13 protein-coding genes are annotated in these 12,714 nt (G+C 68.3%); 7 read left to right on the top strand and 6 right to left on the bottom strand.

The window, feature by feature from the left end:
* Positions 1-64: 64 nt before the first annotated feature.
* From TL10_RS04275 to TL10_RS04265, 3 genes are read left to right on the top strand one after another with little or no spacing between them, the layout of a single operon-like run.
* Entirely contained in the window at positions 65-700 is a 636-nt protein-coding gene (locus TL10_RS04275) for a hypothetical protein (protein WP_043984630.1), read from the top strand.
* Positions 701-709: 9 nt separating this feature from the next.
* Entirely contained in the window at positions 710-1,483 is a 774-nt protein-coding gene (locus TL10_RS04270; protein WP_043984628.1) for a site-2 protease family protein, read from the top strand.
* A 57-nt stretch (positions 1,484-1,540) separates the two neighbouring features.
* On the top strand, positions 1,541-2,431 hold the full coding sequence (locus TL10_RS04265; RefSeq protein WP_043984627.1) for a cation diffusion facilitator family transporter: 891 nt from the start codon (positions 1,541-1,543) through the stop codon (positions 2,429-2,431).
* On the opposite strand, the gene TL10_RS04260 is transcribed toward TL10_RS04265, so the two are convergent.
* Positions 2,432-2,845, bottom strand: a complete 414-nt coding sequence (locus TL10_RS04260) for a DUF3151 domain-containing protein (RefSeq protein ID WP_043984625.1) — start codon at positions 2,843-2,845, stop codon at positions 2,432-2,434. It abuts the gene before it with no gap.
* Positions 2,846-2,977: 132 nt separating this feature from the next.
* Between TL10_RS04260 and TL10_RS31410 the strand changes: the two genes are divergently transcribed.
* Positions 2,978-3,418, top strand: a complete 441-nt coding sequence (locus TL10_RS31410) for a hypothetical protein (RefSeq protein WP_052506297.1) — start codon at positions 2,978-2,980, stop codon at positions 3,416-3,418.
* 22 nt (positions 3,419-3,440) lie between these two features.
* Here the strand turns inward: TL10_RS31410 and fbaA are convergent, their stop codons facing one another.
* Both fbaA and TL10_RS04245 read right to left on the bottom strand, forming a co-directional pair.
* A complete protein-coding gene (gene fbaA, locus TL10_RS04250) occupies positions 3,441-4,487 on the bottom strand; it encodes a class II fructose-bisphosphate aldolase (RefSeq protein ID WP_043984624.1) in 1,047 nt (348 codons plus the stop codon).
* A gap of 89 nt (positions 4,488-4,576) precedes the next feature.
* Entirely contained in the window at positions 4,577-5,590 is a 1,014-nt protein-coding gene (locus TL10_RS04245; RefSeq protein ID WP_043984623.1) for an alcohol dehydrogenase catalytic domain-containing protein, read from the bottom strand.
* Between the two features lie 65 nt (positions 5,591-5,655).
* Between TL10_RS04245 and TL10_RS04240 the strand changes: the two genes are divergently transcribed.
* The gene (locus tag TL10_RS04240; protein WP_043398234.1) at positions 5,656-6,315 is read left to right on the top strand and encodes a VTT domain-containing protein; all 660 of its coding nucleotides are present in this window, start codon (positions 5,656-5,658) and stop codon (positions 6,313-6,315) included.
* Between the two features lie 92 nt (positions 6,316-6,407).
* Here TL10_RS04240 and TL10_RS04235 read toward each other — a convergent pair whose 3' ends face one another.
* Together TL10_RS04235 and TL10_RS04230 are read right to left on the bottom strand one after the other, a co-directional pair.
* Positions 6,408-7,310, bottom strand: coding sequence for an LLM class F420-dependent oxidoreductase (locus tag TL10_RS04235; protein ID WP_234711362.1), 903 nt, complete (start codon positions 7,308-7,310; stop codon positions 6,408-6,410).
* Between the two features lie 42 nt (positions 7,311-7,352).
* On the bottom strand, positions 7,353-8,108 hold the full coding sequence (locus TL10_RS04230; RefSeq protein WP_043984681.1) for an IclR family transcriptional regulator: 756 nt from the start codon (positions 8,106-8,108) through the stop codon (positions 7,353-7,355).
* Between the two features lie 165 nt (positions 8,109-8,273).
* On the opposite strand from TL10_RS04230, the gene TL10_RS04225 reads away from it, so the two are divergent.
* Positions 8,274-9,035, top strand: a complete 762-nt coding sequence (locus TL10_RS04225) for a CoA transferase subunit A (RefSeq protein ID WP_043984622.1) — start codon at positions 8,274-8,276, stop codon at positions 9,033-9,035.
* On the top strand, positions 9,032-9,685 hold the full coding sequence (locus TL10_RS04220) for a 3-oxoacid CoA-transferase subunit B (protein ID WP_043984621.1): 654 nt from the start codon (positions 9,032-9,034) through the stop codon (positions 9,683-9,685). Before TL10_RS04225 ends, TL10_RS04220 begins: the two co-directional genes overlap by 4 nt.
* Here the strand turns inward: TL10_RS04220 and TL10_RS04215 are convergent.
* Positions 9,682-12,588: an MMPL/RND family transporter gene (locus tag TL10_RS04215; protein WP_043984620.1), complete on the bottom strand. Its 2,907-nt coding sequence runs from the start codon at positions 12,586-12,588 to the stop codon at positions 9,682-9,684. The genes TL10_RS04220 and TL10_RS04215 overlap by 4 nt on opposite strands.
* Positions 12,589-12,714: the final 126 nt, after the last annotated feature.

The raw sequence follows: 12,714 nt of genomic DNA, 5'->3' as shown, positions 1-12,714 counted from the left end.
CACCTGCCTGAATACAGTGGCAGCCGGTGAGCAACCTTATCCCAGCAGGACGAGAGGAGAGGCCTTGACCGCCAGAGAGGCCTCCGGTGATGTCGTGGCGCTGGTCTTCGGCGACCGCAGGATCCCCCGTGCGCTGACGGATCTGACGGCCGTCATAGTGCCGTCGGCAGGCGCTCCGACGATCCCCGACGACGTCGTCCGGGTGATCGTCGTCGGCGGTCATGCCGACCTGTCGGCCACCCTGGCCCGGCTGCTGCGCGACGACCGGCTCGACGTCGAGGTCGGCTTCGTCCCAACCCTGTCACACGGCGGCTGGGGTGCCGCACGCCGCGCCAGAGGCGGTGTCGCCCAACGTGTTCCACTGATCCGGGACGAGACCGGCGCGGTGATCGTGCGGTCCGCGCGCTGGCTGCCGTCGGACGGCGACGCCATCACCGGAGAGGCCGTCGTCGACGACACGGTGCTGTTCGACGGCGAGTCCACGGGCGTGGTGATCGAACCGCTGCCCGGCATGCCGGGACTGCGGGCGCGAGCCCTCGGGGCCGGGCGTTCGGGGCTGAACCGGGGCTGGGTGGCAGGCCGCGCCGCGCAACTCGGGAGCACCGGAGTTTTGGTGGAACGCGACGGCGTGGCGGCCGCCCGCCCGGCGCGGCGGTCGGCGTTCTACCGCCACATCCAGGGTTGGCTGCGAGTCGGCTAGTTTGCAGTCATGACCATGCCTGTGCGGCGCGCAGTCCGTCCCAGCCCCGTCTTCTGGGCGATCGTGGCCCTGACCATCGCCGGTGGCGCCGTCGCCTGGTTCTGCGGTGCCGAGGTCCGGCCACTGGCCTACGCGGGCGTCTTCGTGTTCGTCATCGCAGGCTGGACCGTCTCGCTCTGCCTGCACGAATTCGGCCACGCCTACACCGCCTGGCGGTTCGGTGACCGCGACGTGGAACTGCGCGGCTACCTCACGCTGAACCCGGCGAAGTACGCCAGCCCACTGCTGTCACTCGGCCTGCCCGCGCTGTTCATCGCCCTCGGCGGCATCGGCCTGCCCGGCGGCGCGGTGTACGTGCGCACCGAGTACATGACGCCGCGCCAGCGCACCCTGGTCAGCCTGGCCGGCCCGTTCGCGAACCTGGTGCTGGCCGTCGTCCTGCTGGTCGGCACCGCGGCGCTGTTCGACAGCGACCATCCGGTGTTCTGGGCGGGCCTGGCCTTCCTGGGGTTCTTGCAGGTCACGGCGCTGCTGCTGAACATGCTGCCGATCCCAGGCCTGGACGGCTACGGCGCGCTGGAACCGCACCTGAGCCCCGCCACGCAGCGCGCCCTGCTCCCCGCCCGGCAGTGGGGCTTCCTGCTGCTGATGCTGCTGCTGATCGTCCCGGAACTGAACCGGCTGTTCTTCAACGTCGTCTACTCCGCCGTCAGCCTGACCGGGGTGCCGCCGCGCCTTGCGATGATCGGCAGCGCGCTGACCAGGTTCTGGTCCGCCTGGTAGCACCCCCGCGAGGCATAGGCCTTGCGACATATGCGTAGTTCTGCATATATTTCTGGCATGGGTGCCGGACACGACCACAACCATGGCGCGAACACGCGTGCCAGTCGGATGATCATCGCCGCGGCAGTACTCGGCGTCTTCTTCGTCATCGAGCTGACCACCGCGTTGATGATCAACTCGATCGCGCTGCTGGCCGACGCCGGCCACATGCTCACCGACCTGGTCGCGATGTTCATGGGCCTGGGCGCCGTCCTGCTCGCCCGCCGCGGATCGACCTCAGCCGCCCGTACCTACGGCTGGCACCGCGCCGAAGTGTTCACCGCGGTGGCCAACGCAGCGCTGTTGATGGGCGTCGCGGCGTTCATCCTCTACGAGGCGTTCGAGCGCCTCGGGAACGCGCCGGAGATTCCCGGTGTGCCGATGATCGTCGTCGCGCTCGCGGGGCTGCTCGCCAACCTCGTCGTCGTCCTACTGCTGCGCTCCGATGCCGACAGCAGCCTCGCGGTCAGAGGCGCCTACATGGAGGTCGTCGCGGACACCGTCGGCAGCGTCGGCGTCCTGATCGCGGGCATCGTCAACGTCACCACCGGCTGGCCGTACGCCGACGTCGTCGTCGCCGTCCTGGTCGCGCTGTGGGTGCTGCCGCGGGCCATCGCGCTGGCCCGCGCCGCCCTGCGCATCCTGTCGGAGTCCTCACCCAGCCACATCGACGTCGACGAACTGCGCTCCGCGCTGGCCGCCGTCGACGGCGTCACCGATGTGCACGATCTGCACGTGTGGACCCTGGTGCCCGGCAAGGACATGGCCACCGCGCACCTGACATCCGCCGAGGATTCGGCGCGCGTCCTGGAGTCGGCCCGCGCCGTGCTGGCCGCCCGCGGGCTGGACCACGCCACCGTTCAGGTGGAACCGCCGGCTGACGGCGCCTGCCACTGCGAGATGGACTAGCTAGAGACCCAGCTCGCCACGGGCCGCCGGATCGCAGTCGTCCAGCAGGTCCAGGCAGCGCAGGTGCTCGTCCTGCTCACCGATCGCCCCCGCGGCCTTGGACAGCACGGCCACACACCGCAGGAAACCCTGGTTCGGTTCGTGCGCGAACGGCACCGGGCCGAAGCCCTTCCAGCCGTTGCGGCGGAGCTGGTCCAGGCCGCGGTGGTAGCCCGTGCGGGCGTAGGCGTACGCGGTGATGGTCTGGCCGTCGGCCAGCGCGGCCTCCGCCAGGGCGGCCCAGGCGATCGACGCGGTCGGGTGCGCCGCAGCAACGTCGGTCGCGGACGTACCCGCGGCCAGAGCGTCCTCAGCCTCGAAGTTGGCAGGCAGCAGCACCGGCTCCGGACCCAGCAGATCACCCATTCGCGTCATGGCGCCATTGTGCCGTGCGGCCGCTCGCTGAGATCCCGCAGGCGGGCGATTAAGCTCCAGGTAGGACGTCGCGGCCGGCAACGGGCGCATCGGCCCCAGTGCGCGACTTTGATCGGGAGGACAGACACCCCCATGTCGAACCCAGCCGCCATGTCGAATCCGACGGGACCGGACGACCGTCGTGACGCGAATCCGCGCGCTGCCTCGACAGCCGACGACGACGGCGCGGCGGCAACCGAAATCTTCGAGCCCGCCGATCCGGCGACCGACCCGACCATCCCGGTGCGGCGCTTCACCGCGCCGTCGAGCTTCGACGGCAAGACGCAGATCATCACCCCGCTTCCGGACCCGGAAACCGAGCTGATGCCGCCGGCCGCACCGCAGCTGATCCCCGGCGCCGTCAAGGCCCCGAAGGACCGGCGCAGCTGGGGCTGGGTCATCGCGCTCGTGCTGGTGATCGCGGCCATCGCGGCCGTGGCGGTGCTGGGGACGGTGCTCCTGACCCGCGGCCATTCGGCCATGAACGCCGAATGGCCAGCTATGACACGGAATCTCGCGATTTTCGTGTCGTAACTGGCCAGTCGGCGGTGTCGGTCTAGCTGGACAGGCCCGCCGAGACGCTGCGCCCGGTGCTGTGCAGGTCGTTGCACGCTTCGATGACGCGCTGGGTCATCGAGGCCTCGGCCTTTTTCAGGTAGCTGCGCGGGTCGTAGACCTTCTTGTTGCCGACCTCGCCGTCGATCTTCAGAACGCCGTCGTAGTTGGTGAACATGTGCGCCGCCACCGGACGGGTGAATGCGTACTGGGTGTCGGTGTCGACGTTCATCTTCACCACGCCGTAGCGCAGCGAGTCCTCGATCTCGGACTTCAGCGAGCCCGAACCACCGTGGAAGACGAAGTCGAACGGCTTGGAGCCCTCGGCCAGTCCGAGCTTGGCGGCGGCCACCCGCTGGCCCTCGGCCAGCACCTCGGGCTTGAGCTTGACGTTGCCCGGCTTGTAGACGCCGTGCACGTTGCCGAAGGTGGCGGCCAGCAGGTACTTGCCGTTCTCGCCGGAGCCCAGCGCGTCGAGGGTCTTCTCGAAGTCCTCGGAGCTGGTGTACAGCTTCTCGTTGATCTCGGCCTCGACGCCGTCCTCTTCACCGCCGACGACACCGATCTCGACCTCGAGGATGATGTTCGCGGCCGACGTCAGCTTCAGCAGTTCCTGCGCGATCTGCAGGTTCTCGTCGATGGGCACCGCGGAGCCGTCCCACATGTGCGACTGGAACAGTGGGTTCTCACCGCGGGCGACGCGCTCGGCCGAGATGGCCAGCAGCGGCCGGACGAAGCCGTCGAGCTTGTCCTTGGGGCAGTGGTCGGTGTGCAGCGCGACGGTGATGTCGTACTTGGCGGCGACGACGTGGGCGAACTCGGCCAGCGCCACCGACCCGGTGACCATGTCCTTGATCCCGAGTCCGGAGGCGAATTCGGCCCCGCCGGTGGAGAATTGGATGATGCCGTCGCTACCCGCGTCGGCGAAGCCCTTGATCGCCGCGTTGACGGTTTCCGACGACGTGCAGTTGATGGCCGGGAACGCAAAGGAGTGCTCCTTGGCGCGGGCCAGCATCTCCGCGTAGACCTCGGGGGTGGCGATGGGCATGTTTTTCCTCTCGGGCGAACCTGCAGTCTGGGCCAGTATGTCAGTCAATCTCAGCTCAAGTGCGACACCGGGTCAGGCAGCTGTCTAGGTCAAACAGTCAGGACCATCCGGTAGTGCGCGTGGCCGCTGTTCATGCGCTCGAAGGCCTCGGCGGCTTGCGAGAGAGGTCGTTCCTCGATGACGGCCCGTACGCCCGTGAGCGCGGCGAAGTGCAGCGTCTCCTCCACGTCGCGCGAGGTGCCCGACGGATGCCCGGTGATCGAGAAGCCGCCGTTGATCAGGTCGAGTGGACTGACCGGCAGGGGCTCGGGAGTGACGCCGACGGTCACGAGCTCCCCCTCGGGCCCGAGCCCTGCGACGGTGTCGGCCATCGCCTTCGAGCTCGCCGCGGTCGCGAGTACGACCGCCGCCCCGCCGAGCCGCTGCAGTTCGGCGGCGACATCCGAGGCGTTCGAATCGATGTAGTAATGGGCACCGAGTTCCTTCGCTGCGGCCTCCCGCTCGGGGCCGCGAGCGATCGCGACCGTCTCGAAACCCATCGCCCGGGAGAACTGCACCCCAAGGTGCCCGAGTCCGCCGATGCCGATCACCGCGACCAGATCACCGGCCTTGGCTCGCGTCTTGCGCAATCCGTTGAACGTCGTCACGCCCGCGCACCCCATCGGGGCAGCCTCGGCGAACGAGAATTCGTCCGGAATCCGAGCCAGCGCCGTTGTCGGCACGACGACCGATTCGGCGTAGCCGCCCGGGTAATGCCAGCTCGGCACCTCCATGCGGACGCACTGCATGAAGTAGCCCCGGCGGCACGGCACACAGCGGTTGCAATTGCCGCCGAACCAGCCGACCGCGACCCGATCGCCGACGAAGAAATCGTCGACACCGTCGCCGAGTTCGGCGATGGTGCCCGCGATCTCGTGACCGAGGGTGATCGGCCACGAAAGTCCGGGGAAGTGCCCCGCGTAGAACTCACGGTCGGTCCCGCACACGCCGCAGGCGGCGACGGCGATCCGAACGTGATCGCGCGGCGGAGAGACAGTGTCGACTTCTACGAGAGTGAGCGGCGCGTTGGCTTCCGCCACGTGAATTGCCTTGTGAGTCGCCATGGCCTTGACCCTATGAGGGATGAGCAGTTAATGGAACGGCCAGCAAGCACCGGTATGTTGACCCCATGATCAGCACCTTGTCCCTCATGCCGGACTTCATGGATCCGGTCAAGCTCATCGCCTATTTCGGCACCTGGGCCCTGGTCGGGTTGTTGGTCGTCATCTTCGTCGAGTCGGGCGTGCTGTTCCCGATCCTGCCCGGCGACACCCTGCTGTTCGTCGCGGGCATGCTGGCCGCCGGCACCGCCGCGCAGGCCGAGGTCGCCGCCGAGGCCAACTTCAACATCTGGCTGCTGATGGTGACCATTCCGCTCGCGGCCATCCTGGGCGGGCAGGCCGGGTATCTCATCGGACGCTTCCTCGGCACTTCGATGTTCAAGCCCGATGCGCGCGTCCTGAAGCAGAAGTACCTGGACGAGGCGCACACCTTCTTCGAAGAACGCGGGCCGTTCGCGATCCTGCTGGCCCGCTTCGTGCCGATCGTGCGCACCCTGGCCCCGATCACCGCCGGCGCCGCCAAGATGGGCTACGCCGCCTTCACGCTGTACAACGTCATCGGCGCGATCGTGTGGGGCTGCGGCATCACCCTGCTGGGCTACTGGCTGGGGGGGTTCCCCATCGTCCAGAAGCTGCTCGAGCCGATCTTCATCCTGATCCTGGTCGCGTCCATCACGCCGATGATCTGGCACTGGTACCAGCGCCGCAAGGCTGCCGCCGAGGGCTGAGCCTTGTGCGCGTTGATCGTGCGCTGACGCCGAAAACGCCCGAGTGCATCGCTGCGTAGACGCACACTCAACCGCAAGCCGGCGCGCGCGGGTTACAGCCCCAGGACTGCGGCCAACTCCCGCAGGCCTGGCCGCGGGTCGGCCGTCGGGTGCTCGCCGAGTACCTGCACGACCACGTGGTCGGCACCTGCCTCCAGATGCGCCTGCACCTTGGCCGCGGCGTTGTCGACGCTGCCCATGCCGACGACCGCACGCGCCAGCCGGTCGGAACCGCCGCGCACCAAGTCGCTCTCGTCGAAGCCCTGGCGCAGCCAAGAGTTCCGGTAGTTGGGCAGGCCGCTGTAGACGTTCAGATGATCGTGGGCGCGGCGCAGCTGTTCAGCGTCATCACCGCCGACGACCACGGCCTGCTCGGAGACGATCCACTTGTCCGGCCCGAGGATGTCCCGCGTCGTCTGCGTCGCGGCCGGCAACACCAGATACGGATGCGCGCCGTCGGCGTGACTGCCCGACAACTCGATCATCTTGGGACCCAACGCCGCGAGCAGTCGAGGCGGTCGGCCGACCCCAGGTTCGATGGCCTCCGGCACGGCGGCCATGCGCTCCAGGTAGCTCCGCATGGTGGCGAGCGGCTTTTCGTAGGTGCCGCCCATCCCGCGCTCCACCAGCGGGCCGTGACTGACACCGAGGCCCAGCACGAATCGTCCTGGGTACAGCGCGGTCAGTGTGCGAGCACCGGCTTCGGCGGCCGACGGAAGGCGCACGTGAATGTTGGCGATGCCCGTGCCGACCACCAGTCGCTGCGTCGCCGCCAAGAACGCGGCCGACTCGGTGAGGCACTCCTTGCCGACGGTCTCGGGCAGGAACAGCGATCCATAGCCCATGGCTTCGATGTCGCGGGCCACGGCCTGCGCGTCGGGCATGGCCCAGCTGTCGCTGGCCCACCAGACACCGATGCGGGACGGGAAGTCGATACGCGCGCGCTGAGTGGTCACCAGTCCACGATCTCCTACCGCCACCCGCACGGCGACGCGGGGTCACCCCTGCAGCCGGCCCGACAACTCGTGGGCCTGCTCGAGCAGCAACCGTCCCAGTTCGCGTCGGCGGCCGGCCCGGAACCGGGTTTCGACGCCGGTGAGGCTCAACGCCCACCCGGGTAGGCCACGCCGGTCGAACACCGCGGCCGCCATCCCCCAACTGCCTTCGACCAGCAACGCGGGATTGACCGCATAGCCCGCGCGCCTCGTCTGCTCGATGCGCTTGCGGATGGCCGCTTCGGAATGCGCAGGCCCCCAACTGGTTTCGGGCTGCTCGCGGGAGAAGTAGTCGTCGACGTCCGCGGCAGGCAGATGGCTGAGGATGGCCAGGCCTGCGCTGGCCACGCCGAGCGGAAACCGGATACCGACCTGCAACACGTGCGAGCGCAGCGGGAAGCTGCCCTCCTCACTGAGCACGCAGACGGTCTGATCGCCGCGGCGGGCGGAGAAGAACGCGCTCTCGCCCGTCTCGCGGGCCAGCCGGGTCACCACCGCCCGCGCCTGATCGGTGACGTCGTGGTGTTGGGCCGCACCGACGCCGAGCAGGTACAGCTCGGGGCCCAGCGACCAGCGCCCGGTCTTCTGATCCCGGCTGACCAGATGTTCGTCGGCGAGTGCGGTCAGCAGCCGGTGCGCCGTGGGCCGGGCCAGACCCGCCAACTTGCCGAGTTCGGTGGTGGAGGCGCCGTCGGGTTCGGCCGTCGCCACCGCCCGCAGCATCGCCCCCACGCGGGCGACGACATTCGGACCGGTCATCACCACATGGTAGGCGTTCATTGAATGAACGCCCATGGCATCACTGCTCATCCTGTGAACACTTTTGACCTGCTTCGAGCAGAGACTTGCCATGTCAGCGGCCTGGAGTGAAAAGTGGGTCCCGCGTTTACTGAATGAACGGCGCGTTTGACTGGATGGAGTGCCATGACCTCGAAGGTGTACGCCTCGGCCGCCGCAGCGGTCGCCGACATCGGTGACGGCGCCACGCTGGCCGTCGGTGGATTCGGCTTGTGCGGAATCCCCGACCAACTCATCGATGCCATCGCAGCGTCGAGTGCCACCGACCTCGAGGTGTTCTCGAACAACTGCGGTGTCGACGGTGTCGGCCTCGGTGTGCTGCTCGGCCTCGGCAAGGTCCGCCGGGTCACCGCGTCGTACGTCGGCGAGAACAAGGAGTTCGCCCGCCAGTACCTGTCCGGCGAACTGGAGGTGGAACTCACCCCACAGGGCACGCTGGCCGAGCGGATGCGCGCCGGCGGCGCCGGCATCCCGGCTTTCTACACCCCGGCCGGCGTCGGCACGCCCGTCTCCGACGGCGGTCTGCCGTGGCGGTACGCGGCCGACGGTTCGATCGCGGTGGCCTCGCCACCCAAGGAGATTCGCGAATTCGGCGGCAAGCGGTACGTGCTGGAGGAGTCGATCAACGCCGACTTCGCCCTGGTGCACGCACTGCGTGCCGACACCGCAGGCAACCTGGTCTTCAACAAGACCGCCCGCAACTTCAACCCGTTGGCCGCGATGGCCGGGCGGATCACCATCGTCCAGGTCGAGGAGCTGGTGCAGCCCGGCGAGATCGACCCCGACGATGTCCACCTCGCCGGCGTGTTCGTGCAGCGCATCGTGCACACCGGCCCGCAGGACAAGCAGATCGAGAAGCGCACCATCAGCGAGGGAGCCGCAAAGTGACCGCACCAGCCGGTTGGAATCGTGACCAGATGGCCGCCCGTGCCGCCGCCGACATGATCGACGGCGAGTACGTCAACCTCGGCATCGGCCTGCCCACCCTGATCCCCGGCTTCCTGACCGGCGACGTGCACGTCACGCTGCACTCGGAGAACGGCATCCTGGGCACCGGCCCCTACCCCACCGACGACGCCGTCGACCCCGACCTCATCAACGCCGGGAAGGAGACCGTGACGGTGAATCCCGGTGCGGCGTACTTCGATTCGTCGCTGTCGTTCGGGATGATCCGCGGTGGCCACATCGACACCGCGGTGCTGGGCGGCATGGAGGTGGCACGCAACGGCGACCTGGCCAACTGGATGGTGCCGGGCAAGATGGTCAAGGGCATGGGTGGCGCCATGGACCTGGTGCACGGCGCGTCGCGCGTCATCGTGCTGATGGAGCACACCGACAAGGCCGGCAACCCGAAGATCGTCGAGGCGTGCACGCTGCCGCTGACCGGTCAGGGTGTGGTCGATCGGATCATCACCAACCTGGCCGTCATCGACGTGCCCGGGGACGGCACCCTGATCCTGCGCGAGACCGCCCCCGGCGTCACCGTCGACGACGTCATCGCGGCCACCGGTGCCGAACTGACGGTGGCATTGAGCTAGCTCAGATTCACGGCGGGTTCAGCCCGGAACACCCGACGCCCGGCGGGACGGCGCGGCGTCCGTTCCCCACGCGTGAAGGTCCGGGCCAGCACGCCGCGCACCAACGGCACCGGCGACCACCAGAACCACCGGCCGAGCAGCCCGGCGATGCCCGGCACCACGAAGGTCCGCACGATCAGGGTGTCGATCAGCAGGCCGACGCCGATGGTGGTGCCGACCTGTTCGATGCTCAGCACGTCGCTGGAGAGCATCGCAAACATGGTGATGCCGAAGACAATTCCGGCGGTGGTGACCACGCCGCCGGTGCCGCCGAACGTCCGGATCATGCCGGTCTTCAAGCCCGCGTCCGGCCGGGTCACCTCCTCGCGCAGCCGCATGGTCAGCAGCAGGTTGTAGTCCGCGCCGACGGCCACCAACGCGATCAACGCGATCGACGGCACCGCCCAGTGCAGGTCCTTGCCCAACAGGTCCTGCCAGATGAAGGCACTCACCCCGAGCGCCGACGCGTACGACACCACGACGGTGCCGATCACCACCGCGGCCGCGACCGGACTACGCAGCATGACGAGGATGATCAGGAAAACCAGCGCCAGCGCTACCCCGGCGAGCAGCAGGAAGTCATCGGACACATAGCCACGAAGCTCTGCGGTGCCGGTGCCAAAGCCAGTGACATACACCGTATTTCGGACCAGCGTGCCCTCTTTCGTCGACTCCCGCACGGCAGCCAGAATCTCGGGTGACCGTAGCGCCCCGTCGGTGCCGAACACCTTGCCGTCGCCGTAGACCAGCAGCCGCGTCGACCGGCCGTCGGGCGCGAAGTACAAACCGGCCGCGCGCTGGAAGCGCGGGTCCTGCCACGCGCGTTGCGGCAGATAGAAGCCACCCGCGCCACTGTCCTGGAAATCCGCCCGCACCCCGCGCAGATAGTCGGTCAGCCCGGTGAACATGCCGCGGGTCTCGCCGACGGTCTTGGTCAATTGCGTTGTCACCGCACCGAGTTGGTCGACGGCAGCCCGCATCGAACGCACCGACGCCTGCGCACCGGTCAGTGACCGCGCCATCTCTGTGGTGCCCGCGCCGAAACCCACCGTGCTGTCGGTCAGCGTGCCGGTGGCCGCCACCACGGAATCCATCGGCTCGACGACCCTGAGTACCAGTGAGCAGATGGCGTCGCCCGCGCAATTCGGGTTGGCATTGGTGAAGCCGCGCAACGGATCCAGGTACTGCGACACCGAGGTGACGTTGTCCCGCAACTGCTGCATGCCGCCGTGCATCGCCTCGATTCCGGAGCCGAGCTGCCCGAGCCCGCGGACGCTGCCGCCGAGCCCGTTCTGCAATTGCGTTATCGCCGAAGAGAACTGGTCCAGCGTCGCGGACAGCTGATTGACGGAACCGAGCCGCTTGCTCAGCTGGGCCACCCCGTCATCGAGCTGGTCGGCGATGGTGCCGGCCTGATCGGTCAGCGCGGCCTGCTCGGGCAGCGAGCCCGACGGCCGCGACGCCGACTGCACCATACGAATACCGGGAATCTCCATGATCTTTCGGGTCATCCGTTCGACGGCGATGACGCCCGCCGGGTTGCGCAGATCGTGATCGGTCTCGATGGACACGATCTCGGGCAACAGCCGGTTGGGCGGGAAGTGCCGATCCATGGCCTGATACCCGCGGTTGGCATGCGTGGTATCCGGTTGCGCGGCAAGCTCATCGAAGCCCAGGCGCACGCCGGCCACCGGGATGGCGCACACCACCAGAACCAGCGCCGAGGCCACCAGCACCGGCCCCGGCCACCGCGCGACGACGGTCCCGACCCGGCGCCAGCTCCGCCCGGGCACCTTGGCGGCGGCGCGCGCTCGCGGCTGTGCCAGGCCATGCCGGCCGGCCAGCCCGATGAACGCCGGCAACAAGGTGAGCGATGCGAACATCCCGGTGAGAATGCCGATCGCACAGGGTAATCCGGCGCTGCGGAGCATGCCGACCTGAGCGAACAGCAGACAGGACAACGCCGCCGCGATGGTCAGACCGGATGCCGCGATCACCGGCGCCACGCTGTGGTTCGCGATGACCAGCGCGTCCTCGTGGTCGACACCGGCTCGCCGCTGTTCGTGGTAGCGCCCCAGCAGGAAGATGCCGTAATCGGTTGCCGCGCCGAGCACCATCGCGGCCAACAACGACACCGAGAAGATCGACACCTCGATCAGGTCCCGCTCCCCCAGGAACGCGACGAATCCCCGCGCCACCCCGAGCCCCAGGCCGACGGTCAGCAGCGGGATCGCCGCCGTGACCACCGACCGGTACACGACGAACAGCAGCACGGCGATCAGCACCACGGTCACCCCGGTGATCATCAGCATCTGCTTGTCGATGGCACTCAGCTCATCGGCGATGGTGGCGCCGGGACCGGTGACGTAGGCGTGCAGGCCCGGCGGTGCGGGCGCGGCCGCGACGATCCGCCGCACCGCATCCAGCGCGGCATTCGCCTTGGCTGCACCGAGTTCGCCGCGAATCCGCAGCATCGTGTAGACGGCCTTGCCGTCGGTGCTCTGTGCGCCGGATGCCGTCACCGGGTCGGACCACAGGTCCATCACCGAATCCACATCCGCGGTATCCGCGCGCAGCGTGCTCAGCAGGCGGTCATAGTAGGCCCGCTCCGGCGTGCCCAGCGGGTGATCGCCTTCCAGCACCAGATAATTGAGGTTGCCGCCCGATCCGTCGTGGAACTGCTGGTCCATCTGGACACCGGCGAGGTTCACCGGGGCATCGGCGGGCAGGAAGCCACGCGCGTGGTTGTGCGCGGTGGTTTCCACCTGCGGCACAAGGAGATTGCCCGCCGCCGCGGCCAGCACCCACAATCCGATGATCAGGACCGCGAAGCGGCTACAGAATCTTGCGATGGCGTCCCACATGGGATCTGAAACTACGAGCGACCGGGGTCCGGAAGCGTCGTGCTGCAGACGAGACCGGGCCTCCTACCGTGGTAGGAGAACCGGGCCGCCCCGCGAATGATGTGTAAATCCCGGCACCGGCTCTAC

The sequence above is a fragment of the Mycolicibacterium llatzerense genome (assembly GCF_000878195.1).
Classification (GTDB): Bacteria; Actinomycetota; Actinomycetes; order Mycobacteriales; family Mycobacteriaceae; genus Mycobacterium; species Mycobacterium llatzerense.
This window is presented reverse-complemented; position numbering and strand designations above follow the sequence as displayed.

What these genes read in the sequence shown, in the direction of transcription:
- TL10_RS04270 (WP_043984628.1), top strand. Translation starts at nt 710, where the DNA reads ATGACCATGCCTGTGCGGCGCGCAGTCCGTCCCAGCCCCGTCTTCTGG.
- TL10_RS04265 (WP_043984627.1), top strand. Translation starts at nt 1,541, where the DNA reads ATGGGTGCCGGACACGACCACAACCATGGCGCGAACACGCGTGCCAGT.
- TL10_RS04260 (WP_043984625.1), bottom strand. Translation starts at nt 2,845, where the DNA reads ATGACGCGAATGGGTGATCTGCTGGGTCCGGAGCCGGTGCTGCTGCCT.
- TL10_RS31410 (WP_052506297.1), top strand. Translation starts at nt 2,978, where the DNA reads ATGTCGAACCCAGCCGCCATGTCGAATCCGACGGGACCGGACGACCGT.
- fbaA (WP_043984624.1), bottom strand. Translation starts at nt 4,487, where the DNA reads ATGCCCATCGCCACCCCCGAGGTCTACGCGGAGATGCTGGCCCGCGCC.
- TL10_RS04245 (WP_043984623.1), bottom strand. Translation starts at nt 5,590, where the DNA reads ATGGCGACTCACAAGGCAATTCACGTGGCGGAAGCCAACGCGCCGCTC.
- TL10_RS04240 (WP_043398234.1), top strand. Translation starts at nt 5,656, where the DNA reads ATGATCAGCACCTTGTCCCTCATGCCGGACTTCATGGATCCGGTCAAG.
- TL10_RS04230 (WP_043984681.1), bottom strand. Translation starts at nt 8,108, where the DNA reads ATGACCGGTCCGAATGTCGTCGCCCGCGTGGGGGCGATGCTGCGGGCG.
- TL10_RS04225 (WP_043984622.1), top strand. Translation starts at nt 8,274, where the DNA reads ATGACCTCGAAGGTGTACGCCTCGGCCGCCGCAGCGGTCGCCGACATC.
- TL10_RS04215 (WP_043984620.1), bottom strand. Translation starts at nt 12,588, where the DNA reads ATGTGGGACGCCATCGCAAGATTCTGTAGCCGCTTCGCGGTCCTGATC.